Source organism: Exiguobacterium sp. N5 (genome assembly GCF_025842465.1).
GTDB lineage: Bacteria > Bacillota > Bacilli > Exiguobacteriales > Exiguobacteriaceae > Exiguobacterium > Exiguobacterium profundum.
Map to the genome: position 1 here is coordinate 38462 of NZ_JAPAEP010000005.1, position 24993 is coordinate 63454.

The window sequence follows — 24993 nt, forward strand, 5'->3', positions numbered from 1 at the left end:
TTTTATAAAAATTATCTAAATAAACCTTATATATATGTTCTCGGAGGTTAAATTTTGATTTAGAAACTTATAATCAAGTATTCATAAATATATTTACTAACCTATAGAAAGTCATATCTGTAATCATTATTATCATTATGTATCCAGGTATTTACTAAGCGCACGCCGAATAATTTCATCTTCAGACACATGTTCTTTTTTAGCAGCTTGTGTTAATCCAACATATAATGGATCCGTTAAATCTGAAAATCGAATATGGACCTTCATAGGTTTTACAGTGGGAGAATCAGCTTCAATGACGCGCTGCTCTTGACGCTCGATCAACATACGCTTCACTTCACGCAATTCTTCACGTGTCATTTCATAAACTGTTTTGTCCCCATTTGCTGTGTAATATTTCTTACTCTCGAGTAATGCGAGCTTTGGATCTTCCGGCCATGACAAGAGTTCCGCTAACTTGGTCGCACTGAAATCTTGTTCAATCGTTTTTTCTAAAATATTCGGACCAAACGTATTCCAAAAAGAAACGAAACGATTCACTTGGGAATGAGACATCCCAATCTTCGCTAAGAAGTCTTTCCAATTTCCCTCTTCTTGTTTAAATTCCTTTTTTGTTTCCGGATCACGGAACAGGCTATTTGCATGCGCAAGAATACGACATTTTTCGACAAAACTCGTCGCCTGAATCGCATCAATGTGATTATAGTATTGAACAATGCCTTCGATATCTTCGGGCAGTTTTTTTGTGATAATACGAGAAAGCCCGGTTGCTGGTAAGGATTGATACGGATTCGTGATGGTCGTCGTTGCAGAAAATTCTTTGACCGCTTCCACTTGATCCGTACGATCTTCACTAGATTGTGTACTTTGTTTCACAGGTAAATTGGCACTGAATGTTGAAATTTTTGGTGTATGTTTTTTTCGAGGGCGACTCATAGAGAAAGTACCTCCTGGGCAAGTTGTAAATAAGCATCCGTTGCGGGACTTTTATGGTCGATCACTGGTCTAGATTCCCGTTGTAGGGTTTGTACCTTAACGGCATATGGAATCGTTGTGAGAACTGGAATCCCAACCTCTTTCCCGAGTTCTTCAAGTTCCTCTACCGTCGTCGTATCCCCTTTAGAGCGTGCGCTGACCATTGTCGGTATAAACGCTGCGATATGAATATCTTCTCGGAATCGTTTCATTTCTTCTAACTCTTCAGGAGCCGAGTATACCGCATCCATCGAAAACTTTTGCATCTGTACAGGCATGATAATTCGATCTTGTGCGACAAGAGCGCAGCGCGCATAAGGATTCAACGCTGACGTCGAACCAGGACAATCAATTAAACAAATATCAAATAGTTCATCTAGTTTGGCCAACTCTTCACTGAGTCGGTACTCATAACCGATTTGACTCGTTAAATCACTCGGTGAAGCAGACCGTCTTGTCGGAACTAAGTAAATCGTTCCAGTCTCATATTCACAAGTGACAATGACTTGTTCAATCGGTGTATAAAATGGATCGTTGTCTTCGAGTAGACAATCCAATAGCACTTTCCCTTCATAGTCGTTCGTCAGACCTAATCCATTCGTTGAAGACGCCTGATCATCTGCATCAATCACGAGTACACGTAAGCCATCCCGTGCGTAGGCATGAGCTAAATTGATGGTTGTCGTTGATTTTCCAACTCCACCTTTACGATTGTACAATGCGATTTTCTTCATGACTGTTCTCCTTGTTCATCTGTGGCTTCAATTATATTGTCTGATACAGTTCGTTCAATCATTTCAGCTAGTAACTCACTGACACTACGATTATGTGCATGGGCATACTGTTGAAATTGTTCCGAAAGATCACTTGGAATACGCGCGGACAAGATCGAAGATGACTTTTTCTCTTGCTGAAAAGGTTTCACTTTAAGGGGTGTATGAGTGTTCCCTTTTCGAAGATCACGGATCTGTTTGACCGTGAGTTCTTCGACCTGTCTTCTTTCACCATTAATATATAGTCCTTGCTCGACGACCTCGTCGACATTATCGAGATACATGAGTTCAAAAATTTTGGATGCTGGTAGACTTGTTAGCGATGCCTCGAGTGGATGCAGCGTCTCATAGGCTTTTATATATCGTGAGGCAAGTGAGGCGGACATGGAGACCGCTTCTAAAAACGTCCCCCACTCTTTTTTATCATGCATCTCAGAACGGGCGATCACTAGACGTTTGCCAATCTCAAATACGGAAATGGTTTGTACTTTGGCGAGTTCATTGATTTCGTGAACGAGGTCTTCAACTTCTTTTGAAATTGGCAGCTTTTGAACCAGTGAACTGATATTCGTTAAACCGCTCTGATAAGGGTGTTGCTCACTCGGTTTGATTTTATGAATGTTACGATTTCTGGCCTTCATAGAGAATCACCTCTGGCTGTTCGGATCTTTTGTGCCAACTCTCGAAACGGTTCAGATAACTGTTTTGATTCTCTGGAGCGGTATTGAATGACACTTTTTCCGCTATCTGCTGCTTTTTCAATAAATGTCGATCGTTTGATGACAGGTAAAATAGTCAACGATTCAGTCAACGCAATTTGTTCCATTGCTTCGAAGTATTCTTTATCGGCTTTTAACGTATGGTCCATCGCCACAGGCAAGACCCCGGCAATCTCTAAATCAGGATTATAGAATTTTTTCACCTTTTGTACGGTGCGAATGGTACTTCCTAGCTGATCAAAGACAAGCTTTTTCGGCATAAATGGAATAATGGTCGTATTGGCAGTCGACAAGACAACTTTTGAGAGTTCGTTGATCGAAGGAACTGAATCTAAGATGACCCAATCAAATTCATCTTCGAGCGGTGCAATCATATCTTTTAATAAGAAGAGCTTATCTTGCTCAGAGAGTAAGTTGATTAACCTTGCATTTCGTTCATTTGAAGGAAGAAGACTGACATGATACGTTTCGTCATCAAATAGAATATCTTTGATATCTAAATTTCGTGTATGTACATCAAACATAGTCATGTATTTGATCGTATCGGATTCTTTTAACATTAGTTTGCTAAGAGAACCCTGGGGATCTAAATCAATGAGAAGAACACGTTCCCCTAACTCTCCTAATGCATAGGCCATGTTCAAGGAACAGGTGGTTTTACCAGATCCACCTTTCGAAATGTAAAACGTTAATATGTTCATGTCCTCTCCCCTTTCTAGTTCTTATGATGCCACACTCTATTTTATGGAACAACTAAAAATAATGAACAACTGACATATTTAAATAAATAATTTGTATACAAATTAAAAATAGTTTGTATACTTGTTTTATACTCTTAAATTTACTATCTGATTTGTATACATTTCGACGTCGAAATGTATACTTTCGACTTTCACCTCAAGAGTGTTTTACTATTTGAAATAGAAAAAAGACTACAACCTTGGGTTATAGTCTTCGAATTTGAAATTAGTGAATGAATAAAACATAGCAACTTGAGCTAAGCCCTTATCAGGATATGTGGATACTAAAGGAGCATACAGTTTCTGGCTATACATATTTAAAGTTAAAAACACCGAATATGGATAGATAAGATGAGATCAAATAAAAGCGAAGACAATCGTGTAGCTCTAATGAAGAATACATTTACATGTCAAATTGATAGGTTGGTTCCATCAGCGAAACAGAGAGTGATCCTAGTGTATAGACACCGTCATCTTCGTTATGTAAATGTTCAAATATCGCATTGGTTGTGACACAAGGGGCACCGAGTATTTGTGTCACGCACTGATAGAAAATTTCAGTTGCAAAAATTTCATCTAACATTTGACCCGTAAATACGAGATTCTCAATATTTTCTCCTGCGTTTTTAAGTTCTAAATCTGTAATCTCATCATGATATGTCCAATGTCCATACTTTTCAATATTGTCAAAACCAGCGAATACATAATCAACATCATAGCGAATACTTCGTTTCATAGGAAAGACCTCCTAGAAGATGATATATACTTTATTGTATGAGGGGTATATAGGAATAAGTCATCATGGATGTGACATCTTCATGATATTGTATGAACGGTTTTTTGAACGCTTACTATGATTTAAGTCGTTAGAGAATGTACATGTAATCAAACGCTCAGATCTAATCGATTAAGAGAAGAATACAAAACCATATTCTTATGAATAAAAAAGATTAAATAGAATGAATAAGAATTAAAGATAGATTAAAAGAATTAGGAAAAATGAAAGTCTGAAAATCCTTTTGACACCAACGTTTTTGAGAGATTAAGAAGATTGTAAATATGTCAGCTATAGTTTCTTTTATTCAAAGGGGCTATTTTTTTTTCATTTCTTTTTTGATAAATCATCTCCAACAGCCAATTTTATTCACTATATATTTGAAATAAAAACGATTGTATTTGATTTTTTTCCAGAGATGTAAAATATAAAAATGACCTTATTAAACACAGGTCATATACGATGCCTTTTGATGGAATGAATCAACAATGGATATAGATTCGAGATGTTTTCATACAATTTTTCAAAATGAGGCATGCCAAAAAGACCATCATGCGATCGTCAATTTTTCCACTTTATGTTTTAGTTGTTGATGAAGGTAAAGAATCGGCTCATTGAAGAAGAGTTGATGCTCACTTGAATGAATTAAGTCTTCACGATGGTGAAGAAACGCTTGTTTCAAGTCAGCCAAGACTTCACGGAACGCTAATGCACCGAACGTATCACTCATTGAGTAGAGAGATTCACGGCTTACTTTTAATACATCGAAATCGAAGAACTCACCAACACGCTTACGCAACTCGAACCAAGCAATTTGAGCGTCTGAACGCTCTTGTTCTCGGATCACTTTACTGTCTTGAGATTTGTCTAACGTCAATTCAACGAGGACTGGACGTGTAATATCTTGAACGCGTTTTTTAAGCGTGAGATTTTGCTTCACCACATTTAAGAAATGACGGCTGTCCTCTACAAGGGACACTTGAAGGAACTTCAAACGATCCATCATCTTTTGAATGGCAAGTTTGTGGCCACAGTATTTAGGCAAGAAGCCTTTAATCTCGTCATAGGTAAGGATAGCTTGGTCATTTGATTGAACATGGATATCTTTTTCAACTTGTACGAGTGTACGTAACGCAAGACGCAAAGCGTTCACGTTATCAAGCGTGAGCAGTTCGGAAAGAAGATCATGCCAAATAGACGTGTACCCTGTCTTCGAAACGACAGAGGCTCCGTCAAAATAAAGATCACGATAATTCTCAAGATAATCGGTTAGTTCAATCGAGAGCACTCCAGGGAAATGCCGGACAAGCCGTAACAAGCCATGGCTCTCAAATGTTTTTAAGTTATTATGTAAAGAACGGACAGACGTATGAGCGGAAGAAGCAAGCTCTGTATCTTCCATAAACTCAATCTTACCTTGGTCATCTGCATAAGAAAGAAGTGTGAGGACATGGCGAATCCGTGACTTTGTCCACTTAAAAGAAGTGAAGCATGTAGGGATGTTATAGTGATGCTGTTCATAGCGATAGTGATCAGCTCGTTTCGTCCAACGAGTTAAGCCACTCATCGCGACGAGTAGTTTGTTTGCAACTAAAATGTGACGGTTTTTGTAAGCCACGTACCCTTCACCTCCTCTATCCTAAAATATGCTAGTTTTAGTATCTTGTTCTTTCGAGATAGTGTCAAAGTGTGGGTTTGGTACGATGTATCGCGACCAAATTTGATGAAACGTTGATGTTAAGCCATTTTAGAGCTATAAAAATGTGTCATTTCAGTACGATGGTTTGCGACCAAATTAGGAGGAATTGCTTAAGAAAGCCATTTGAGAGTGATTCAGAGTAAAAATTTTATACGAAAAGTAGTCAAAATGTCGTTTCAGTACGACGGTTTGCGACCATTTTAATAAAAGTGTCGTTTCAGTACGACGATTCACGACCAAAACAATCGAAAATGCGGTTTCAGTACGATAATTTGCGACCATTTTTAAGAGACAGACACTTAAACTTTTTTTGGTTTTTCATCAAAAAGTTGAAAAGTGTCGTTTCAGTACGACAAATTGCGACAAAAACCAATTAAATGTCGTTTCAGTACGATGATCTGCGACCAAATTAAGAGCCATGTCAATTTAGTACGGCAATTTGCGACCAAATTCAATTAAAAATGTCGTTTCAGTACGTACTTTTACGAATCATTTCACCCTAAAGCGAACAATTAGGTAAGAATAGTCTTTCTAAATTACTCATAAGTGTCATTTCAGTATGACAAGATTATGCAACTAATTAAAAAAATGATTTGTCCAAATCGCATAAATGTAGTTTGATAGGATACAGCTGATAATTAAATACTGGCACTCACCTGTATTTAATCATCACTTCATCTAAAAACGTTCCATGTGAAACATAAACTATAGAGTAAGCATAGAAAAGAAGAAGCCTTCAATATAGTAGGCTTCTTCTATGTTTTGTTTCTATTAAAGTAGCAATGTATCGGGATGATTTAATAACTCCCATGATTCGAGCGGGTAAAACGTGAAGAAATAGTAGTCGCCCGAACGATGCCAGTCTTTTAAAATAAATTCATGTTCTTTAATGCGATCAAGATTTGCCTCAAGTTCCCGCAAGTTCTCTGACTTTCGTGATTTATTGAAGCGAATCGAATAAGTAAATTGACGCCAATGCCGACGAACCGGGCTTTGCTCTCCTGTCTGAAGCGACGCAATGCGTTCTTTTTGAAGAACGAATGCCAAATGATAGGCAAAGCTCCCTTTCAACTGTTCAATCTGTTCACCATAGATACTGACGATTTGCTGCTTGAGTAAATCATCATACACTTCTTCAGCTACTGTGACGATGACCTGACTATCCGCAAGGGTTGTGGCGTTCTTGATGGTAACGGAAGAGAAGAGGCCACGGATAAAGAAATCGCCTTCTTCATTGTGCCCAGCTACTCGATAATACCCAAGTTTCATAAGGCGTTTTGTTGTTAATTCATAGCTTTTTCCACTCTTGTTAGCATAGAGTTTTTCAACTAATTGAACGAGTGGGAAGATGATTTTGCGACTCGTTTGGAACGAGATATCCCGATATGACAGGATTTCGGTGAAAGCCTCGAAGTCTTTAGCGTCTAGATCAGGTACTTTGCCATTTAACTCTTGAATAAACTCTTTACTAACTAGAACAGAAAGGTTCTGTGGGACGCCATCTTTATATTTCGGGACGACCGAGTCGTAGTTTAAAAGCTCGAGGTTAAGCTGTGATGCTTCATTGAGCTTCTCATCAAGTTGATCTGTTTTATTTTTGATGCGATCAGATATCCCGAAAAATGGAATATCAACAGCGAGTGTTGGTGAATGATGTGCTACACGCTTGGTTGAATCAATTTCCTTTGCAACTTCCCCTAAAATCATGAGCACATCTGTTTTTAACGTCGTAGTTTTTTGATTGACGGTTTTTTGAGACCAGTACGGATACGTATGGATTAGTTGATTTGGATCTTCTGCCCACTCTTCAATCTCGGTGATACAGAGATTCATATAGTCTTCAATGGTTTTCACGTGAAACTCTTTGTAGAGTCCTTCAAAGCCTGCAACTTTTACATAAGCTGAGATCATGTCATGTTTGGCGCGAAGTTCTTTATTATAACCACGATTCTCTTGATAGTTTCGCACGGCTGTTTTCACCCAGCGACGTTTTAATTTCATAAAAGAGTAATAACGAACCTTCTTATAGGCGTTTTCGATATTTTCAAGCGCATAGTGCTCCTGATAGAGCGTTGAGACAAATTCATGAATATCAAAAATGGATGCGCTATGGAGGATCTCTTCCATACCATGTTGCTTTATCGTATTGACCGCTTGAGAAATAATGAGTTGTTGCGAGCGGCTGTTGGAGGATGAATGGTTCTCCATATTAATCACCTCTTCTTCACTAAATATAGCACATTTGTAAAAGTGCATACTTTTGTAATTAAATATCTTTCTAAATAATATTTATTTCAATTACCGTAAAAGTATGCGCCGGCGCATACTTTCTAAAGAATAAGTTAATCACGATGTGAAATTAGTTAGACAGATATATTCACGTGGTTATTTTATTTATTTGTATGGAGAAAATTCAATAATGATTTTCTAAATGAAAGGGGAAGTATTTAGATATCCAAAAGACATTAAATATGTTTTAGGAAGACATATTGACTGACAGAAAATAAAACAGGAATCTAGAAAACGTCTATTCTTAAAATTGAGAACAGAATCATCTGGGCTACTAATTTGAATAATATTGTTCACCTTTCTGGCGCCCTTGTTTTCCGGAGGCAACCCCGGAATCGCATCGCAATTTGAGTCCCGTTGAGTTTCTTTCCAGCAGGAATCGATGTGCCGTTGTGCGAGCAACACAAGAAGCCGTCCTTGGATGGCCTCAAAAAAAAGCCCTGTATATACTCCGAATCGGTCCAAACCGGGGACACGAGAAGTTAAATACCACGTTTGTTCGTTATCCAAAAGGAGAAACCCGGATGTATCACGCCAAAAATCACGTTAGACCAGCTGCTCCCGTAGGGTCACCTCTTCCGAAAGTCGAAAGTTCGAACACCTAATCGATTTCTCTATTGTGTACTGTTGTGTACTGTTTCTGCCCTCCTCGAGAAGTTTTCATCTAGCCGGATGAACCGACGCGAAGAATCTCCGCGGGTCTTAGTTTCACCTTTTACAAAGAAATCATGAAGAACCAGCACACCAATCTGGTTGTAGCCACCACAAACATGAAGAAGTTGGCCAACCTGTTGGACTGAAAGGAAAGTCCACATAGTATTTCTTGAATTCTATGGAGGTAGAACGTCTCAAGAAATCAAAATCTACAAAAAAGACGAATCACTCCTATTTTGCGACCTGATTCGTCAATATACTATTAAATGTTTATATGCTTTTTCATATCTATTCTGATTGCACAAAAAATAAAAACAAGCAGTAAATACACCTAAAAATGGCATATAACTGCTTGCTGAGATTTGTTAATGGCGTTATTCTTACACTTACTCTTAGCCCGCTTTAATGTTCTCTTCATTTTTTGCTGGTTTCAGGAAAGGCGTGCTAAGCGTCGACAAGGAAATTAATGCTGCTAGAAGGCCAAATGTTATCAGTGTCCATTGAGCAGAGATGTAAATCACCAGCAGGGATGAAATAGCCCCGCCGATCGGCAAAGATACCGATTGAATAGTAATTGCCACTCCTGATATTTTACCGAGCATATGGTTAGGCACTCTAACTTGAATCATCGTATTCCAGCTGATTAGAACTAGCACTGCAGAAGCGTTAAGAATCATACCTGAAAGTATAACCGCTGCATAGACAGTAGTCGCTCCCATCGCTACAATACTCAAAGCAAATATCAATGTCCCCCAAAAGATCAAGGTCTCGTATTCATATTTCTTTGCTAACACCGGAGCATATATGCCCATTAGAAGCATTGGAATAAATTCAAAGAGTGTGAAGGAGAATCCGAACATAAACCCTTTTACATTCAATACTTCTAAAAGATAATACTGAATCAGGCTGCCTACGCTACCTGTGGCCAAAAAGAGGCCGAATGTAATAAATAGACCATAATAAAGCCACGTTTGGTTTTTGATATAGCTCAAACTGTTGTTAAAGTCAGACCGCATACTGCTCTTCTCATTTATCTGAATAGCATTCAATTGCTGTTTGATCGCCAAAATCAACAGAGAGGAAATCAGAAAAGAGACAGCATTTATCATGATATTAGTCCATGGTCCCATGAAACCGATTAAAATACCGGCAACCATCGGCCCGCCCAAACTGATAAAAGATCTTGCCACATTAAATAAACTGTTGGCGTTAACAATGTCTTTCTTTTCTACAATGTTAGGCAGTGCAGCATCAAAGGAAGGAGTATACAAGGCGGCCAGACTAGAAAGAATAAATGTTAGAATAAACAATCCGGATGCGCCTACAGAAATGGAGAACAGATAGGTCATAAAATACAAAAAGGTAATGACCGCTGCAATTAAATCTCCCCAGAACATGATTTTCTTCCGGTCATAGCGATCGGCTATTACTCCTCCAGTAAATCCGAACAACAGGCCTGGAAGTAGAGAAACAGTAAAGTTTACAGCCATCAATGCTGCAGATCCAGAAATTTCATAGACGAGCCACGGCAGCCCGAACCGTTGCATCTGAGTACCAATCAGTGATAAGGTTCGGGCCCAGAACAATTTGTTGAAATCACTGTTGTTTTTTAACAGATTGACAAAATCAGAATTAATTTTTAATTGATTTAAGATTTTAGACATTAGCAGGTTCCTCTAAAAGCTGTGATAGCTCTTCAATAAAATTTTCTTCTTTATACGTTTCTTTTACTTTCTGAATGTAGCGTGAGGCTTCTTCAATAGAATACAATTCCTTCAGCAAAAAAGCTTTATTGTAAATATAGCTCGGATTGTCAGGATCATGTTCCATAGCGTCGTTTATAGACTTTAATGCTGCACCATGACGTTGCTGAGAGTAGTAGCAAACAGAGAGGTTAGCCAGCCAGTCAGCTTTTGGTGCATCTGCTAATAAGCTTTCATATAAAGCAATCGCCCGGTCTGTATCCTCTACGTTCAAATAAGCCAGGGCTAAGTTGCTTTTCGCATCAGCAGAGAGAAATGCTTTTCTGCTGCTTAACAGTTCCATTACTGCCTCATTTTTGTTGTGTTCCAGCAGAAAGGCTGAATAATTTACCAAAGCTTCTTCATGCATGGGATTAATTTTAAGCGCCTTAGAATAACTATCCTCAATTGCCGACTGGGGATAAGCATATTGAGTTAAGAACTCGGCTTTTTCAATATAATAGGAAGAGTTGTAAGGATTCAGCTCGAGAGCCCGGTTTATACTGAACTCGGCATTTTCAAGATCCCCAATCCGACTTTCAAATTTAAACTTGTCATACCAGTAATCAGGATAATAGGGATCGATAGTCAACAGCAAATCATAATACAATTTCGTCTGCAAATCGTTTCGGAGCGCCTTGCTTGTCAATGTGCAATTGTAAATTAGCACAGATCTGTGCAGTATATGAGGTTCTGACCCGTATGCTTTAAACAAGGTCCGATGACCATCTTCACAATATTGATGAGCCAGTTCAAAGTTTCCTTTTTTAAATTCTGCCAAAGCTCTTCCATTTCTGTTAAAGACGAAAAGGTATGTATAGTCCAATCCCAGTGCTTCTTTGTTATGCTGAATGGTTTTTCTACCGAGTTCAAGGTACTGTTGCGATTTTTCAAAATCCAGATTGTTTTTGTCGTTGTGTCGCATATACAACATGGCAAGACAGTAATAAATATCTGCTATCAGTTTCGGGTCGTTTGAATGTTCGAGAACATGAAGATATTTGTCTTCTCCTTTCTCAGGCATATCAAATAATACATAGGCAAGCCCGGTAAACATGTGCATTTCATAATTTTCCGGATGTCTCTGAAGATAAAGGTTGCCCAAGCGAATGGCATCCTCATGCATTCCAAGGCTGATGTAAAACTGAAACTTCTCTTTTATAAGTGCTGAGTCCCAGTGAAGATCTTGCGTAAGGTATTCCCGTTTGCCATTCGTTGCAGAAAAATAATCTGCGTTGTTTTCAAAATTTAAAACGAGATTTTTAGGCTTTTGAATTTGTATCCGCTCAGTTAATGTTTTAAGAAACATTCTTTCTGCTTCGTTCGTGTCTTTCAGGTTATAAAAAGAAACTTCCAACCGGCGGTCATCATTCTGATTCTCTGCTACCGTCGCTAATACATCGCATAAAAAAAATACGGGATATTGCACTTTGCTGAATTGATAGAATCGAATCCGCTCTGAAAAACCTACAGAGGAAGTAATGCTCTGCTTCGGCGATTGGACGTCGCGGTCAACAGGGAAGAAATAACGGGAATGTTCCCAGTCTAATGCCAATTCAATTTCTGACCGCATTTCCAGATAATAAGGATATAAATAGTCCAGCAAGGGTTTAAGGTTCTCAAATCCTAATGAGTTTTTTTGAAATGTTACTGAGATATTGATTTTGTTCATCGTATGTATGCCTCCTTATATAGTAAAAGAAGAGCTAGAAGCTCTTCTTTTTTTTTTAGTTATAGCCAAGAACAACCTTAGCGCGAACTGAGTTCTTTTTGATGACAACAGTTTTCATAGTTTTCAGCCTCCTTATGCAGTTGATAGTGAATGACTTAAGAATGTTAAGTATTAGTTGTATCCGAGTACAACCTTAGCGCGAACTGAGTTCTTCTTAATGACGACAGTCTTCATAGTTTTCGGCCTCCTTATGTAATAGATAAGTAAAAGACTTAAGAATGTTAAGTATTAGTTGTATCCGAGAACGACTTTAGCACGAACTGAGTTCTTCTTAATGACGACAGTTTTCATAGTTTGACCTCCTTATCGTTTAATAAAATATTGTAAAAAAGTAGTTATTAGTTGTATCCGAGAACAACTTTAGCGCGAACTGAGTTCTTTTTGATGACAACAGTTTTCATGGTTTTGACCTCCCTCTAACGTTATGAAATGAGTATATTCTGTAAAATAACCACTTACAACAAACATTATGGAAATAAATATAAAGATACTAATATTCAAACACAAATAATACTTTTTATGGATAATAGTAAGTGCAGGAATTATTAAGGGGGAAACAACTTGAAATATCCAAGAATTAGAAAACATCTTGTGACAGTTCCCGTCGATAAAGGTATTTTAATTGGGAGTTGTGAAAATACAAATATTGAAATTGAAGATACAGAGGGTTTGTTTACTAGCATTCTATTTTATTGCGACGGCACAAACGATCTTGCATCCATCCATTCTAATTTAAAATCTGAAGGATATGAAATTTCTTCCGAGGAATTAATGAATATTATCCAGCAATTCTCTGAGGTGGAATACATAATGGAGGATGCTGCTAATGATCTGGAAATTGAAAATAAGGAAAGACAGAGCAGAAATTTAAATTTTTTATCCAACTTTGATGCAAAAGGAGATAAGAAGTACGAGTATTTGCAGAACATAGTTGATTCTACAGTCATGATTATTGGGTTAGGAGGCGCAGGAACAAATCTCATCTATAATCTGGCATCATTCGGCGTTAAAAAAATTATTGGAATCGATTATGACGAAGTTGAAATTTCGAATCTAAATCGTCAAATTCTTTATAAGGAAGCAGATGTAGGAATGAAAAAAGTCAGTGCTGCACAAAGAGCACTGTCCGAGTTTAATTCTTCAATTGAGTTTATAGGAATTGATAAGAAAGTGAATTCAAGCAGTGAGATTGAAAGCATGTTAGAGCAGTATGAATGCGATTACTTGTTGTGCGCTGCCGATCAACCGAGCCTGAAAATTTTACAGTGGTGCAATACAGCCTGCATGAAAACAGGCACAATTTGGTCGTATTCTAATATGGTCGAATATGTTTCGCGGTTTCAAACAATCATTCCCGGCATTACGTCTTGTTACGAATGCTTAGAGCAGGAGATATTTCAGTTTGAAGAAGCAAAAGAGAAATATATACAACTGTTAAGCGGGAAATACGGAGCGCAAAATGACTGTATTCTAGCTAATTCCAGCTTGTTAGCTTCTATGCTGACTTTTGATTTAATAAAACTCCTGGCCGGTATAAACCATTCTAATATTGCATCTCTCAACCACATTGTTCAGATTGACCATTTCACAAATGATGTCACACATCAAGAAGTAAGCCGACATCAAAACTGCAGCTGTTGGAGTAAAAAGGAGTCATTAATATGTTAGAAGACAACCGATTTGATGCTTTAAATAAAATTGAAGCAGACATGGGAATGCAGGAATTGGTGAATTTCACTTTAATGGATGTATTTCATGAAGGGGACAGCCAGTACCTAATTTATATTTCGGATTCAGAGAGCCATGAGACAGATATGCTGTTTTTCCAATTTGATCCTCTTGGAGGGGACTTAATCGAACCGAATAATATCAGTGAGGTTTTAACCCAATATAAAATTGCAACGGAGGTAGAATAATATGGATTTGATGCTTGAAAGCGTAAGCCTACCCGGCGTAAGAAAATACCTGTTTTCTCACCTAGAAAGCAGAAGCGCTATTATCAAAGAAATGGAAAAGTTTGCTGTTACACACAATGCTCCGATAGCAAGCGCAGAAGTAGGAAACTTCTTAAGCCTTCTTACAAAAATAAGTGGAGCCCGAAACATTTTAGAGTTGGGATCTTCAATCGGGTACAGCACTTTCTGGTTTGCTGAGTCGATTGAAGAAGGCAAGGTAACGTATACGGATTTATCAGAAGAAAATGCAAAGACTGCGCAGGAGTTCTTGAGGAAAGGAAATCTGCAGCATAAAGTGAGACTCCATGTTGGCGATGCTCTGGCCTTTGCACGAGATACAGAGGAAGAATACGACATTGTTTTTATTGACTTGGATAAAGAGCTTTATATGGAAGCGTTAAAAATAGTCTTGCCTAAAGTAAAAAAAGGCGGAATGATCATAGCGGATAATACGATGTGGGGAGGCCGGGTCAGATGGGAGCATGCGGATCAGCGCACTCAAATAATTAAAGAATACAATACTTACACTCATAATAGCTCTGAACTGCAGTCAGCCCTCATCCCTATAAAAGACGGCCTTACCATATCGATTAAAAAGTAACTACTTAAACTAAGAATCTGCCCTTTTGTTTTTTTACTAAGTCTGTATATAGTTCTCTTTTTAAAAGAGAGAAGAAGAATAAAGCCTGTTTGTAACAAAAACTCGCTTCATCAAAACTTTCTTCAGTTTTCTCGCAACATTGCCCTTTGTAGTAATAAAAATTACCCAGCAGAGACATGTTTTCAAGTTTGAGCGAAGTTTCTATACCTTCATCAATGACTTGGGTGGCTTCAGAATAGCGTTTCATGTCATAGAGAGTTTTCGCCTTATTATACAGAACTCTTAATCTGTAAATTTTGGGATCCAGTCTTGGCGAAGAAGAGTATGTTTCGGTAAAATCAATTTTTTCATAGTAATAAATGGATAGGTCGTAGTTTTTTTCCAGTGCATAAATAAAAGCAAGCGAGTTCAGAATGCGCTCGCGAAGAAAATCTTTGCTGAGAATTAGATTGTACTCCCGAGCCAGCAAAGCTTTTAACTTGATGGTTGTAGCTGTACTGTTGATTTTTTTCAGATAGAAAAGACAGAGCGTATGCTGCCATTGCAGAAAGTGGTAGAACCAAGGGTTATTCTTTTCCGAAACCTGTTCTAATTCTTTGGCCACCATTTCATATACAATATCAAATCGCTGAGACAAAGATTGCTCCTCGATGTACACAATCATCTCGTGAACATATTCGTAATTATTTTCGAACATAATATTAAGAAAATAGCTTAAAGGTTTCTTAAGCTTCAAAGATATTTTGTAGATGATATCCAACCCGGGCAACATTTCGCCTCGTTCGATAAGACTAATCGTGGGCTGGGTGCAAATATCTTCACACAATAGTTTTTGTGAGATCCCTAATTCTTTTCTTAAAGAACTTATTTCGGAACCTAGCTTCTCCAACTGCATACTTAAACCACCACCAAATAACTTAATCTAGGAGTTAATATACCAAATGAATACATTAAAATCCATTGTATCGATTATCGTAATTTTTAGTTTTTTTACAACCGCTCCAACATTTTCAGAACCAGCTTATAAAAACACGGCGGTTTCTACATTTTCAGATCTGCCTTACGAAGTTTAATTAAAGAACTACTGAAGATGCTGTCATAAACTTTTCTTGGAACGACGTAGGCGTCGATGATGAAGTTTTATCTTTCTTTTGTCGACCGCGCGGTGGCCGAGCCAAAAGCAACTCTTAAGCTTTCGGGTCCGATACATGTAGCCTGTGATCATGATTTGTCTTGAAATGAAGCCGTGGGCCCCGGTCTGCCCGACGATGTCCTTGAATTTTTTTGAAAGACATCATTTCTTTGGAAACGCGGTTGATAGACCTGTCTGACCGTCTGCTGAAGCTAGAAATCTCTCCACTCGCCCTTAAGTGCTTCTACATCTGATGTTCCTGAGTGGCTTAGCATTTAAGAATTTCGACATTTGCAGGTATAATGATGTTGTTCTAAATTTTTATTTCTTCGAAACGGGCCTATAACAAAATAGAGATTTAATCTGAATCAAAAATTAATAGTGAAGGATGCCTTTCCATAAAAAATGGACAAGGTATCTTTTACTTTACTATTTTATGAAAGAAATAGAGTGAGAAGTACAATCTACTAACCATCTTCTTTGATTTTATATTTAACAACCTTTATAAATAAAACGAAAACACAATTATAAAGTAAGGTAAAATAGCTATAAATCATTATGACATCTTATCTGCTCATGATTATTGAGGATAAAGCAGATCAAAAATAGAGTTATTCAAACGGTAATTCAGCATTCGATATATTCGATAATCGATTAATAGTTTGTAAATATCCATTCGTCGTACCTATCGATTCGTGACCGACTAATTGCATGACTCCAATAAGTGGACTACCATTAGCAAGAAGTTTTGTGATATAAGAACGGCGAAACCAGTGTGGGGGATTGGTACTATCTGCTGCTACGAACTCTACAGCTTTATGAGTCATCAAACGGAGTGCTTCATACGTCATTGAGTTTCCTGACTTCTTCGTGCTGAAAGCGATATAAGGAGAATCCAATTCTTCAATCATCATGAGTGTCTGCAATCGATTAATTAGATGACTCGCTTTTTCGGTAAGTGGGATTCGACGCCATTTAGCACGTTTTCCTTTAACTTCGATGTAAAATGTGTGTTGATTCCGCTTCACGTCATTGAATTTCACGGAAAGAAGTTCTGAAGCACGCATTCCGGTCGTCAACAACAAATAGCCAATGGTTTCATTTCGGAGCTCGATGAGTTCTTTTTTATGTGCACGTTGAACCGTATAACGAAATGATTCGGCAATGCGTTCAATCTCTTCAAAATCGACTTCACGACGAAGGGGCTCTGGTCGTTTCTGATTTTTCACATGGAAAGCTAAGTTGTGTTGATGATATTGATTGATATGAAGATAAGTTAAGAGACGCTTTAACATATTGTTCTTGCGTTGTGCAGTGCGAGGTGAATATTGCTCGTTTACGTCAAACAAATAACGATGAATATCTAGAACGGTCAAGTGCTTCAGACCTTCGGTTTTGGACATCACAAAACTGAGAATGAACTCGAGATCTTGCTTATAAGCGCGACGCGTGTGCGGACTCTTATCAGCATAGATTGGGAATAATTCCGTTGCCCAGAACAATTCGATCACTTCGATGTCATTTAACGTCTCGAGATTGATATGGTCCTTCTTTAGAGCCTCGGCCAATTTCGGATTCGACCCGGTCAATTCTCGCAATGCCACTTCGAACGTCTGCTGCTTTTTCTTGATCTCCATGCTTCTGCCTCTTTTCTAATCAATTTTCATAAAAATGAAACGTACGCACAATATCTAACGATTAATTATGTAATACATATGTATTTTGTTTAAATTACATATGTTTTTATATTATTTCTGGTGATTATAAAGTAATACATAATTAAATTTTATATCATTTACTAAGCGTTAACTTGTGATAACCTTATATTATCACAAGTTAATTACTTAAAATAAAAATAATATTCAAAAAACGTCTGATATAATGTTAAAAAAGGAGGAACTATCATGAGTGATGAAAATTTAAAATTAATTGAAAAAATACAAAAGTTAGAAGAAATTGTTGAACATCTAAGTTTTAAGCAAGATCTCATGTTTTACGATAATAATGTTAATAAACTTTTATATGAGTACGATATTACAAAAAATCAATTTAGTCAGATCATGGATGTTATGGATGAGTTTGAAACTAAAATTAATAACAATGAAACAGTTGACCATAGAGCATTTGAAGAAACAATTTATGAAGTTATCCCTCAACAAAAAGGTAATTATCATTTTGCTGAAGCTTTAGCGAGAAATTTTTGGGAAGACGGACGGTGGGAAGAAGTATTTATCAATTTGTATGGTTATATGGAAAAATATAAATATTATCAAAGGGGTCTATGAATCATATGAATTTAAGCACTGTTGCAGATATAATAGGGATATTTGCTGCATTTTCAGCTGGTTTATCATGGTTCAAAGCTCGAAAACATTCTAAAAAAGCAGAACAATCACTTTCAATTATTCAAAACTATAGAACCATTGAAATTTTTACAGAAGTTAATCGAAGAATTGATACCATAAAAGTAAATATTAGAAGTATAAAAAAAGGGTCTAATCTCCAACGAGTTTATGGCGAAATTGAAAGCTTAATAAATGATATAGTTAATGATATACCAACTACTTACACTCAATTGATAGAAGAACTTAGAAAGATCGAACGTGCTATTCAAAGTTCTAAAGACAAGAATGAACCACTGGTCGATGAAGATCAGTATAAAATTTTAGATAGAATTGATACTATCAAAACAAGTACAAAAATAATAGTTGAAGATTTGCGCAAGGGGACTTAAATCAGTTAATTTTTTTAACAATTTCATCTATCATTAAGATGACTCTGGTACTACTCCAGATTCATTTGAGGTTCCCTTTCATACGTCTAGAAAGGCAATAGCTTACTATTACTGTTATTTTCTCAGAAATTCTAAAAAATATAGACTTTGTTAAGCGCTTAAAACTAGAATTAATTTTAAGCGCTTTTTGAATATGTACTTGGTTTCTTATAAAAAATCTCTTGAAAGTCAGAGGAGTTATTTATGCCAAATATAAATAAAGAAAGAAGCAATGTTTTAGATGCGAGTATATTCATCACGCTCGCAACTGCCTTATTGTATTTCTTGGTATATCAATATGAAATAACTTATATTAAAAATTTTGGGCTAGATGATTTTGGCATTGTTACAGTTTCCTTTTCAAACTTTATCAAGATAGCCTCAAAAATCGTTATTATATTTATGATATATGCAGTCATGTATATAATAGTAGTCTTAAATTTAATGTACAGAACGCATCCTTATGCAAAATTAGCATTTGAATACCATGTTTTTTTTATTATGATGTTAGCATTATATTTTATTCAATTTAAAGACAATTTTTTAAATTTTTCTGTTTTCTTTGGATCAATTCTATTGTTCATTATTTCAGTTTCTTGTTGGAATTATAGACACATAAAAGGTCCAAAAAATAAGGTTGAAGCCTATTTAAATAATAAAATTATAAATTTAAGCGATATTGTTCAATTAATTTCAACTTCAAACGTAGCAAAATTTGTAGTTTTAGTCGTATTTTTGTCATTTTCTTTGTCTATAGTAAGTTTTCTCGCTGACACAGATACAAAAAATCAAACAACTTTCTACGTAACTGACTTTAAAGGAGAAAGTTTTGTAATGATTTATGCCGGAAATGAAAAATTACTATTAGCTAAATTTGACACTAAGACTAACACTTATACAGAAGAAGTAATCGTAGTAAATGTCGTCAGTAATAATGACACTACTATGAAATTAAAAAAATTAACCCTGCCTGACGGCATCAAACTAGATAAATAAAATTAATTTGAAGGAACAATTATTTAACTACACTTTGCTATCATGCAAAATGTAGTTTTTTCAATATGACGGCGTGAAAATATATAACAATTGATATCTATTTAATTGAGTTATTTGTTAAACTTATTGTCATTAAAGAAGTCATTTAAAGAAACATCTAAACCATCACAAAACTTTTGAATTGTACTTACTTTAGGATGTTTTGTGCGTCCGCTCATCAACTCTGAAATTGTTGCTTGATTTAATCCACCTCTCTGAATGACTTGATGGATGGTCATATTATGTTCTGCTGCGAGCTCTTTCATCCGCTCGATGATTGCCTCGTTCAACTCCACTTGCTCACCCCACGATCAAAGTACTCTCTTCATCACTTATTCTTTATGAATCCTTCTATTCCTCTACCCTACCACAATCTCTTGAAATCAAAATACTTGTAATTTTTTTCTATATTCAAAGCGTTATTTTTTTACAGTTGTGCTACAAAACTAAAAATATTGAGTTACTGTTGCCTATAAACCTTTATGTAGAGCGGATTCGACAAGAATCGTCAAATGTAAAATTTCTGACATATCAGAAAACTGATGATTTTTATTCCTACTCCTGCTATATTGGAACCAACAAAAGGAAACATCTGTTTGGTCGCCGCTCTGGTTTACAGAAAGGGGAAGGCTTATGTATCGATTCGGGGAGTGGTTGAAGGAGAACCGCCGGCTTTCAGGCTGGTCACAGATCGAACTATCAGAAAAGACATTCGGGGAAATCTCGCAACCCGCTATCAGTCAGTACGAACAGAACCGTTCGGTGCCGTCGATTGCCGACATCGATCACCTGGCCCGCGCGTTCGGGCACACGCTCGCGATGGTCCCGTGGGACGCTATCGATTTCGGATACGGAGCGAAGCGTTCCGTCACCAAACTCGAGCGCCGTCGGTTCGACCTGAAGGAACTTCCGCAGGCAGACTCGGTCCGTACGTTCGACGGGAAGACGTATGAACTGCACGGTTTCATCGGCATCGAGAAGGCGAGCGGTGAAGCGGTTCAGTTGACGCAACTCTACTATCGAATCCGTACGGTCGTCTGTGACGCCCACGTGCTCGCCAAGCGCAAGAACCCGGATGACGAGCTCATCCATGTCAAGAAGCGAAAAAGAGTCCGCCAGTAATCGACATCGACGCAGCAGCACATCCTTAAGGATGGTCTAATCCAATCACATACCGGCGTGTCCCTCACCAGTGACCGGGTGGGCGGGATCTACGCATAGATGGTTCGGCGAGAGTCGCCTAAAACTCGCCATAAGGTCACAGAATCGTTCCGGGTCATCGAAAAACCCTGTACAGCTCCTTTGATTCACGAGGAGCGGAGTTCGTGGGGGAACGGCTAGAAACCCACCGCACCGAATCCGACTGTCCTTAATGATGTGCTGCTGCACATCACGAGATTAAGGGAAGGAAGTGTGTACTGTGGCATCAAAAGAACAGAAACAGAACCGTAGCTTCGCCGAGAAACTCTTACGCATCCGTGGGAAGGACTACGAGGAGTGGCTCGACGAACAACATCAACAGGTCATCCAGGACAACCAGGAACTCATTTTGGAGGCGCTCGAGGCGAAGCTCAGCTTCAAGTCGCCGGCGCACCAGGATTAAGGAGGGAACGACATGGGACTCAATGAGACAGGGCTCAGCTTACTTCAGTTCTTCCAGGGGCTCGCCGTCATCGCCGCGGCCATCGCCTTCGCGATCGGGGGCTTCTACTTCATCTTCGGCGGGGACCGTGGCCGCTCGAAGGCCGTCGGCTGGCTCGTCGGGGGCGCGGTCGGCTTGATCATCGTCATGGGCGCGTTCACGCTCGCCGAGATGGTCGACCAGAACATCAAATTCTAATGCAGATCCACGCAGCGTTCCAATCGGAAGGCTTTTTTTGTTGCTTGAAACGAGAGGAGGAACGAGATGCTGTTTGTACGATTCACCGACGTGCCGGACACACGGATTCAGAACTATGAACGGCTCACCTTCGCCGATGCCGTCGTCGCGACCCATGACCTGCATCATGCGCTCAGTAGCGAAGGGACGAGCTGTTCCGGTGACTTCCGGCTCTTCGACCAGAAAGACGAACTGCTCTATCGGGGGACGTTCACGTTCGGAACCGAAGGAACGTATCCGAACCTATATCATCAAGTGAAGGATCGAGTGCAACGGATTCGGTCAAAGAAAGAGGATAACGCGAAGAAGATGTGGATCCTCGACGAGATCGAGTCCGAGACACCGGACGACTATAAGCGCCAGTCCGCCAAATCGAATCCAATCGTGTCGTCGACCTATCAGTCACGGCTAACCCGACTGCAGCGCCGCCTCGTCTACGGGGTGGCCACAGCTGGGATTCTGTTCACCTCACTGTTCACTGCCACCCAATGGTTCATCGATAAAGAGGCACACGCTGAGCAGGTAACCGGGGGCGAACAGGCGTGGCTGGATGCTTACGACCAGGCGCTCCAAGGTCAGGAATCCTCACTAATCGATTTACTGGAACGAAAAGACCGATCCGAGGAAGAGGATGCCCTATTGGCCGATCTCTATCTCGCAGAAGGCGCAGACCAGAAAGCACTTGAGCTCACGGATGACCCCATCCTGATCGAGACGAAGCTGACCGGGCTCGATCTATCTGACCAGGAAAAATTAGAACGTCTCCGGGACTTCCAAGTGTCACATCCGACCGATGAGGGCGCGTTCGATATCGCAACACTGGAACGTGATCATGAGACCATGGCCAAGACGGAGAATGTGGAATGGACCGCTCCCCGCATCTCTGCGAAAGTGACTGCCTACCTCTATCTCGGAGATATCGAGTCCGCAAATGAGTGGGCGTCCAAAACGAATGACCCTGCCGTACAAGTAAAGATCGATAAATACCAAGACATTACGGCCACTATCGACGGACTAAACGAGAAACTGAAGAAGACCTCTAGCAAGGACACTTCAGCTCGTGAGAAGATTCAAGCCGCTATCGCTGCTGAAGAAGTTAACCTACAAACGATTCTTTATTCAGATTAAGGTAGGTGAAATAATTGAGAACCCGATCTCTATCACCACGATTCCCGATACGTCTGATCTTCCCCGCCCTGTTCTGCCTGTTGGTGGTGCCGGCCGGGATTTTTTATCTGATGAACGGGGTCTACAACATCATTCGACAAATCATGACTCCGATATTACAAAACGGACTGTTGGCCGGAGCGACGATTCCGACGCTCTCACCCTCATTGTTCGTGGAGGTGAGTCTTCCCTCTTCGACCGTCTTGATCGGACTGATGGCGTTCAGTATGCTCACCGGGCTGTTCGCGTTCGGAAAGATTTGGCTGAACTTCCGGGACCTGCGGAAAGATCAAAAAGGGAGCGCCCGCTTCACCTCGTTCGACGAACTGAAGCAACAGTATCGTCGCGTCCCCGACCGGAAGAAACAGTATGACGGATCAGGTGGTGTCCCCGTCGGGCGGGTCAAGAACGATCTGTTCATCGATGATTCGCCCGTCAACAACCTCGTCATCGGGACAACCCGCTCAGGAAAGGGCGAGACGTTCGTCTTCTCGACGATCGACCTGTACAGCCGTGCAAGCGACCAGGCGAGTCTGATCATCAATGACCCGAAAGGTGAGCTCTTTGCCGCTTCGAAGGAGACGCTCGAGAAACGCGGTTATCAGGTCGAGGTGTTGAACCTGATGAACCCGCTCCAGTCGATCTCGTATAACCTACTGCAGCTGACGATTGACGCATTTCTCGAGGAGAACTATTCGCTCGCCCAACAGTATGCGCGTTCGGTCGCGTTCATGTTGTACCATGACCCGAAGGCACGGGACCCGTTCTGGGCCAACTCGTCGATTGACCTGTGTACGGCGCTCATCCTCGGGCTCTGTGAGGAGGCGAAGGACACGCCGGAGAAAATCAACCTGTACAACGTCGCCCTCATGCTCTCAGACTTAGGGTCACGGACGGTGGTCACCCGACAAGGGCAGGAGATTTCGGCACTCGACGAGTTTTTTCAGCGGTTCCCGGAGAACCATCCGGCCCGGCTCCAGTTCGCGACGCTCCACTTCTCGGGTGGTCAGACACGGGCGAGTATTTTAGCCAATACGAACGCAAAACTCGGTATCTTTACGTTGAACGGGACCGGGAAGCTGACATCGATGAACTCCCTCGACATGCGACGCATCGGATTCAACCGTTGGATCAGCGGACGGAGCAAGCCTTTGACACGGCTCACGGTCAGATTCCCCGACGGGACGACCCATGCGCTCACGACGGACGACGACGGCAGCTTCATCGTGTACCATACGTCACCACTCGAAATTGGAGACGCTGTTCAAATCTCGACCGACTCAAGCACTGCGACGATCCAACTGGAAGCGCATGACGAGGAGAGTGGGAGGTTCCACTACGCCATCGACGGTGCCATCCAGATCCGTGAGGTGATGCACCAGATGCGTCCCGTGGCGGTGTTCCTGATTGTCCCGGACTATGACCCGACATTCAATGTCATCGCGTCGCTCTACATCAAGCAGGTATACACGGCGCTCGCTCGGGTTGCCTCGCAGACGAAACAAGGCAAATGCGAGCGCCAAGTCGTCTTCTTACTCGATGAGTTCGGCAACATGCCGCCGATCGAAGGCATGGCCAACATCATCACGGTCTGTCTCGCCCGGAACATGCGCTTCAACCTTGTCATCCAGGCCTACTCTCAGCTTGAGAACCTATACGGTGAGGATTGGAAGACCATCGACGGTAACTGCGGGAACACACACTATCTGTTGACTGCGGACGAGTCGACCGCCGAACTGATCTCGAAGAAGCTCGGTGAAGCGACCATCGTCACGAAATCGCGGTCCGGTCAGACGTTCTCGCTCAAAAAATCGAAGACGGAGAACGTCGACGGCCGTCGGCTCATGACAGCGACCGAGGTCATGGGATTAAAGGAGGGCGAGATGCTCATCATCCGTGTCATCAAGCGTCAGGACACGAAGAAGCGACGCATCCAGTCATATCCAATCTTCCTGAGCGGCAAGACGGCGATGAAGTACCGCTACGAATACCTGGCGGACGATTTCGACACGGACCGTTCCCTGCATGACATCGACATCCCCTGCCGTCACGCCGGTCTCGACTTCGAACAGATCCGTGTCCGTTTCGCTCAGAAAGAAGACGAGACGGAAATCAACGCGCCATCAAATCAGGAGGAAACAATACTGACGGTGCGGGACGTGCTTCAGGACAGCATCCTACGTTCGATGTTCGAAGGACATGACATCGGTGGGATGTCCCTCCCTGAGTTCGAGACGAACCTGAACCTAGGAGTTTACGACGTCACCGACAGCCAGAAGAGCTTTTTGAGCACGATGATCGCGAAGCGACTCGAGAAACTGAAGCAAGGTACACCGTAGAGAGGAGGCCGAAC

General features: G+C 40.3%; 23 protein-coding genes. 11 read left to right on the forward strand and 12 right to left on the reverse strand.

What is annotated here, in order from left to right; translation table 11 throughout:
* Nucleotides 1-135 precede the first annotated feature (135 nt).
* The 9 genes from OKS35_RS14360 to OKS35_RS14400 all read right to left on the reverse strand — a co-directional run bounded on the left by OKS35_RS14360 (nt 136) and on the right by OKS35_RS14400 (nt 12038).
* Complete coding sequence (locus OKS35_RS14360; RefSeq protein WP_264093344.1) at nt 136-936, reverse strand: hypothetical protein; 801 nt, start codon at nt 934-936, stop codon at nt 136-138.
* Nucleotides 933-1709 (reverse strand): ParA family protein, encoded by a 777-nt coding sequence (locus tag OKS35_RS14365; RefSeq protein ID WP_214691631.1) that lies wholly within the window; start codon nt 1707-1709, stop codon nt 933-935. Before OKS35_RS14365 ends, OKS35_RS14360 begins: the two co-directional genes overlap by 4 nt.
* A complete protein-coding gene (locus OKS35_RS14370; protein WP_214818839.1) occupies nt 1706-2389 on the reverse strand; it encodes a DUF3102 domain-containing protein in 684 nt (227 codons plus the stop codon). Before OKS35_RS14370 ends, OKS35_RS14365 begins: the two co-directional genes overlap by 4 nt.
* Nucleotides 2386-3168, reverse strand: a complete 783-nt coding sequence (locus OKS35_RS14375) for a ParA family protein (protein ID WP_214879376.1) — start codon at nt 3166-3168, stop codon at nt 2386-2388. Before OKS35_RS14375 ends, OKS35_RS14370 begins: the two co-directional genes overlap by 4 nt.
* A gap of 442 nt (nt 3169-3610) precedes the next feature.
* On the reverse strand, nt 3611-3943 hold the full coding sequence (locus tag OKS35_RS14380) for a hypothetical protein (protein ID WP_264093346.1): 333 nt from the start codon (nt 3941-3943) through the stop codon (nt 3611-3613).
* Nucleotides 3944-4532: 589 nt separating this feature from the next.
* Nucleotides 4533-5600 (reverse strand): hypothetical protein, encoded by a 1068-nt coding sequence (locus tag OKS35_RS14385; protein ID WP_264093347.1) that lies wholly within the window; start codon nt 5598-5600, stop codon nt 4533-4535.
* An 852-nt stretch (nt 5601-6452) separates the two neighbouring features.
* Nucleotides 6453-7889 (reverse strand): hypothetical protein, encoded by a 1437-nt coding sequence (locus tag OKS35_RS14390; protein WP_264093348.1) that lies wholly within the window; start codon nt 7887-7889, stop codon nt 6453-6455.
* A 1127-nt stretch (nt 7890-9016) separates the two neighbouring features.
* Nucleotides 9017-10288 (reverse strand): MFS transporter, encoded by a 1272-nt coding sequence (locus tag OKS35_RS14395; RefSeq protein WP_211781048.1) that lies wholly within the window; start codon nt 10286-10288, stop codon nt 9017-9019.
* Complete coding sequence (locus OKS35_RS14400) at nt 10281-12038, reverse strand: tetratricopeptide repeat protein (RefSeq protein ID WP_264093349.1); 1758 nt, start codon at nt 12036-12038, stop codon at nt 10281-10283. Before OKS35_RS14400 ends, OKS35_RS14395 begins: the two co-directional genes overlap by 8 nt.
* Nucleotides 12039-12659: 621 nt before the next feature.
* Here OKS35_RS14400 and OKS35_RS14405 point away from each other — a divergent pair.
* Genes OKS35_RS14405 through OKS35_RS14415 form a run of 3 tightly spaced genes read left to right on the forward strand, consistent with a single transcriptional unit; the run spans nt 12660 to nt 14654 of the window.
* On the forward strand, nt 12660-13766 hold the full coding sequence (locus OKS35_RS14405) for a ThiF family adenylyltransferase (RefSeq protein ID WP_211781050.1): 1107 nt from the start codon (nt 12660-12662) through the stop codon (nt 13764-13766).
* Complete coding sequence (locus tag OKS35_RS14410) at nt 13760-14014, forward strand: hypothetical protein (protein ID WP_211781051.1); 255 nt, start codon at nt 13760-13762, stop codon at nt 14012-14014. The genes OKS35_RS14405 and OKS35_RS14410 overlap by 7 nt, the downstream gene beginning before the upstream one ends.
* 1 nt (nt 14015) lies before the next feature.
* Nucleotides 14016-14654, forward strand: coding sequence for an O-methyltransferase (locus OKS35_RS14415; RefSeq protein ID WP_211781052.1), 639 nt, complete (start codon nt 14016-14018; stop codon nt 14652-14654).
* A gap of 4 nt (nt 14655-14658) precedes the next feature.
* On the opposite strand, the gene OKS35_RS14420 is transcribed toward OKS35_RS14415, so the two are convergent.
* Both OKS35_RS14420 and OKS35_RS14425 read right to left on the reverse strand, forming a co-directional pair.
* Nucleotides 14659-15549, reverse strand: a complete 891-nt coding sequence (locus OKS35_RS14420) for a helix-turn-helix domain-containing protein (protein WP_264093350.1) — start codon at nt 15547-15549, stop codon at nt 14659-14661.
* A gap of 848 nt (nt 15550-16397) precedes the next feature.
* The gene (locus OKS35_RS14425) at nt 16398-17423 is read right to left on the reverse strand and encodes a tyrosine-type recombinase/integrase (protein ID WP_264093351.1); all 1026 of its coding nucleotides are present in this window, start codon (nt 17421-17423) and stop codon (nt 16398-16400) included.
* A gap of 267 nt (nt 17424-17690) precedes the next feature.
* Here OKS35_RS14425 and OKS35_RS14430 point away from each other — a divergent pair, with 267 nt between their 5' ends.
* The 3 genes from OKS35_RS14430 (at nt 17691) to OKS35_RS14440 (ending at nt 19555) form a co-directional block, all read left to right on the forward strand.
* Entirely contained in the window at nt 17691-18071 is a 381-nt protein-coding gene (locus OKS35_RS14430; RefSeq protein WP_264093352.1) for a DUF1878 domain-containing protein, read from the forward strand.
* A gap of 5 nt (nt 18072-18076) precedes the next feature.
* A complete protein-coding gene (locus OKS35_RS14435) occupies nt 18077-18520 on the forward strand; it encodes a hypothetical protein (RefSeq protein ID WP_264093353.1) in 444 nt (147 codons plus the stop codon).
* Nucleotides 18521-18763: 243 nt separating this feature from the next.
* Nucleotides 18764-19555 carry a hypothetical protein gene (locus OKS35_RS14440; RefSeq protein ID WP_264093355.1) on the forward strand — a complete coding sequence of 264 codons (792 nt, stop codon included), beginning with the start codon at nt 18764-18766 and terminating at the stop codon, nt 19553-19555.
* Between the two features lie 110 nt (nt 19556-19665).
* Here the strand turns inward: OKS35_RS14440 and OKS35_RS14445 are convergent, their stop codons facing one another.
* Nucleotides 19666-19890 (reverse strand): helix-turn-helix domain-containing protein, encoded by a 225-nt coding sequence (locus OKS35_RS14445; RefSeq protein WP_264093356.1) that lies wholly within the window; start codon nt 19888-19890, stop codon nt 19666-19668.
* A gap of 337 nt (nt 19891-20227) precedes the next feature.
* On the opposite strand from OKS35_RS14445, the gene OKS35_RS14450 reads away from it, so the two are divergent.
* From OKS35_RS14450 to OKS35_RS14470, 5 genes are all read left to right on the forward strand, one after another.
* Nucleotides 20228-20716: a helix-turn-helix domain-containing protein gene (locus OKS35_RS14450; protein WP_264093357.1), complete on the forward strand. Its 489-nt coding sequence runs from the start codon at nt 20228-20230 to the stop codon at nt 20714-20716.
* 298 nt (nt 20717-21014) lie between these two features.
* A complete protein-coding gene (locus OKS35_RS14455) occupies nt 21015-21197 on the forward strand; it encodes a hypothetical protein (RefSeq protein WP_021065836.1) in 183 nt (60 codons plus the stop codon).
* 12 nt (nt 21198-21209) lie between these two features.
* Nucleotides 21210-21434: a hypothetical protein gene (locus OKS35_RS14460; protein ID WP_012390467.1), complete on the forward strand. Its 225-nt coding sequence runs from the start codon at nt 21210-21212 to the stop codon at nt 21432-21434.
* 66 nt (nt 21435-21500) lie between these two features.
* Nucleotides 21501-22601 (forward strand): hypothetical protein, encoded by a 1101-nt coding sequence (locus OKS35_RS14465; RefSeq protein WP_264093359.1) that lies wholly within the window; start codon nt 21501-21503, stop codon nt 22599-22601.
* Between the two features lie 110 nt (nt 22602-22711).
* A complete protein-coding gene (locus tag OKS35_RS14470) occupies nt 22712-24979 on the forward strand; it encodes a VirD4-like conjugal transfer protein, CD1115 family (protein WP_264093360.1) in 2268 nt (755 codons plus the stop codon).
* The last annotated feature ends 14 nt before the right edge of the window (nt 24980-24993 follow it).

Coding starts and splice junctions, on each gene's coding strand:
- OKS35_RS14390 (WP_264093348.1), bottom strand. CDS start 7,889: ATGGAGAACCATTCATCCTCCAACAGCCGCTCGCAACAACTCATTATT.
- OKS35_RS14420 (WP_264093350.1), bottom strand. CDS start 15,549: ATGCAGTTGGAGAAGCTAGGTTCCGAAATAAGTTCTTTAAGAAAAGAA.
- OKS35_RS14380 (WP_264093346.1), bottom strand. CDS start 3,943: ATGAAACGAAGTATTCGCTATGATGTTGATTATGTATTCGCTGGTTTT.
- OKS35_RS14435 (WP_264093353.1), top strand. CDS start 18,077: ATGAATTTAAGCACTGTTGCAGATATAATAGGGATATTTGCTGCATTT.
- OKS35_RS14465 (WP_264093359.1), top strand. CDS start 21,501: ATGCTGTTTGTACGATTCACCGACGTGCCGGACACACGGATTCAGAAC.
- OKS35_RS14410 (WP_211781051.1), top strand. CDS start 13,760: ATGTTAGAAGACAACCGATTTGATGCTTTAAATAAAATTGAAGCAGAC.
- OKS35_RS14430 (WP_264093352.1), top strand. CDS start 17,691: ATGAGTGATGAAAATTTAAAATTAATTGAAAAAATACAAAAGTTAGAA.
- OKS35_RS14360 (WP_264093344.1), bottom strand. CDS start 936: ATGAGTCGCCCTCGAAAAAAACATACACCAAAAATTTCAACATTCAGT.
- OKS35_RS14400 (WP_264093349.1), bottom strand. CDS start 12,038: ATGAACAAAATCAATATCTCAGTAACATTTCAAAAAAACTCATTAGGA.
- OKS35_RS14375 (WP_214879376.1), bottom strand. CDS start 3,168: ATGAACATATTAACGTTTTACATTTCGAAAGGTGGATCTGGTAAAACC.
- OKS35_RS14425 (WP_264093351.1), bottom strand. CDS start 17,423: ATGGAGATCAAGAAAAAGCAGCAGACGTTCGAAGTGGCATTGCGAGAA.
- OKS35_RS14450 (WP_264093357.1), top strand. CDS start 20,228: ATGTATCGATTCGGGGAGTGGTTGAAGGAGAACCGCCGGCTTTCAGGC.
- OKS35_RS14440 (WP_264093355.1), top strand. CDS start 18,764: ATGCCAAATATAAATAAAGAAAGAAGCAATGTTTTAGATGCGAGTATA.
- OKS35_RS14370 (WP_214818839.1), bottom strand. CDS start 2,389: ATGAAGGCCAGAAATCGTAACATTCATAAAATCAAACCGAGTGAGCAA.
- OKS35_RS14460 (WP_012390467.1), top strand. CDS start 21,210: ATGGGACTCAATGAGACAGGGCTCAGCTTACTTCAGTTCTTCCAGGGG.
- OKS35_RS14365 (WP_214691631.1), bottom strand. CDS start 1,709: ATGAAGAAAATCGCATTGTACAATCGTAAAGGTGGAGTTGGAAAATCA.
- OKS35_RS14470 (WP_264093360.1), top strand. CDS start 22,712: ATGAACGGGGTCTACAACATCATTCGACAAATCATGACTCCGATATTA.
- OKS35_RS14415 (WP_211781052.1), top strand. CDS start 14,016: ATGGATTTGATGCTTGAAAGCGTAAGCCTACCCGGCGTAAGAAAATAC.
- OKS35_RS14395 (WP_211781048.1), bottom strand. CDS start 10,288: ATGTCTAAAATCTTAAATCAATTAAAAATTAATTCTGATTTTGTCAAT.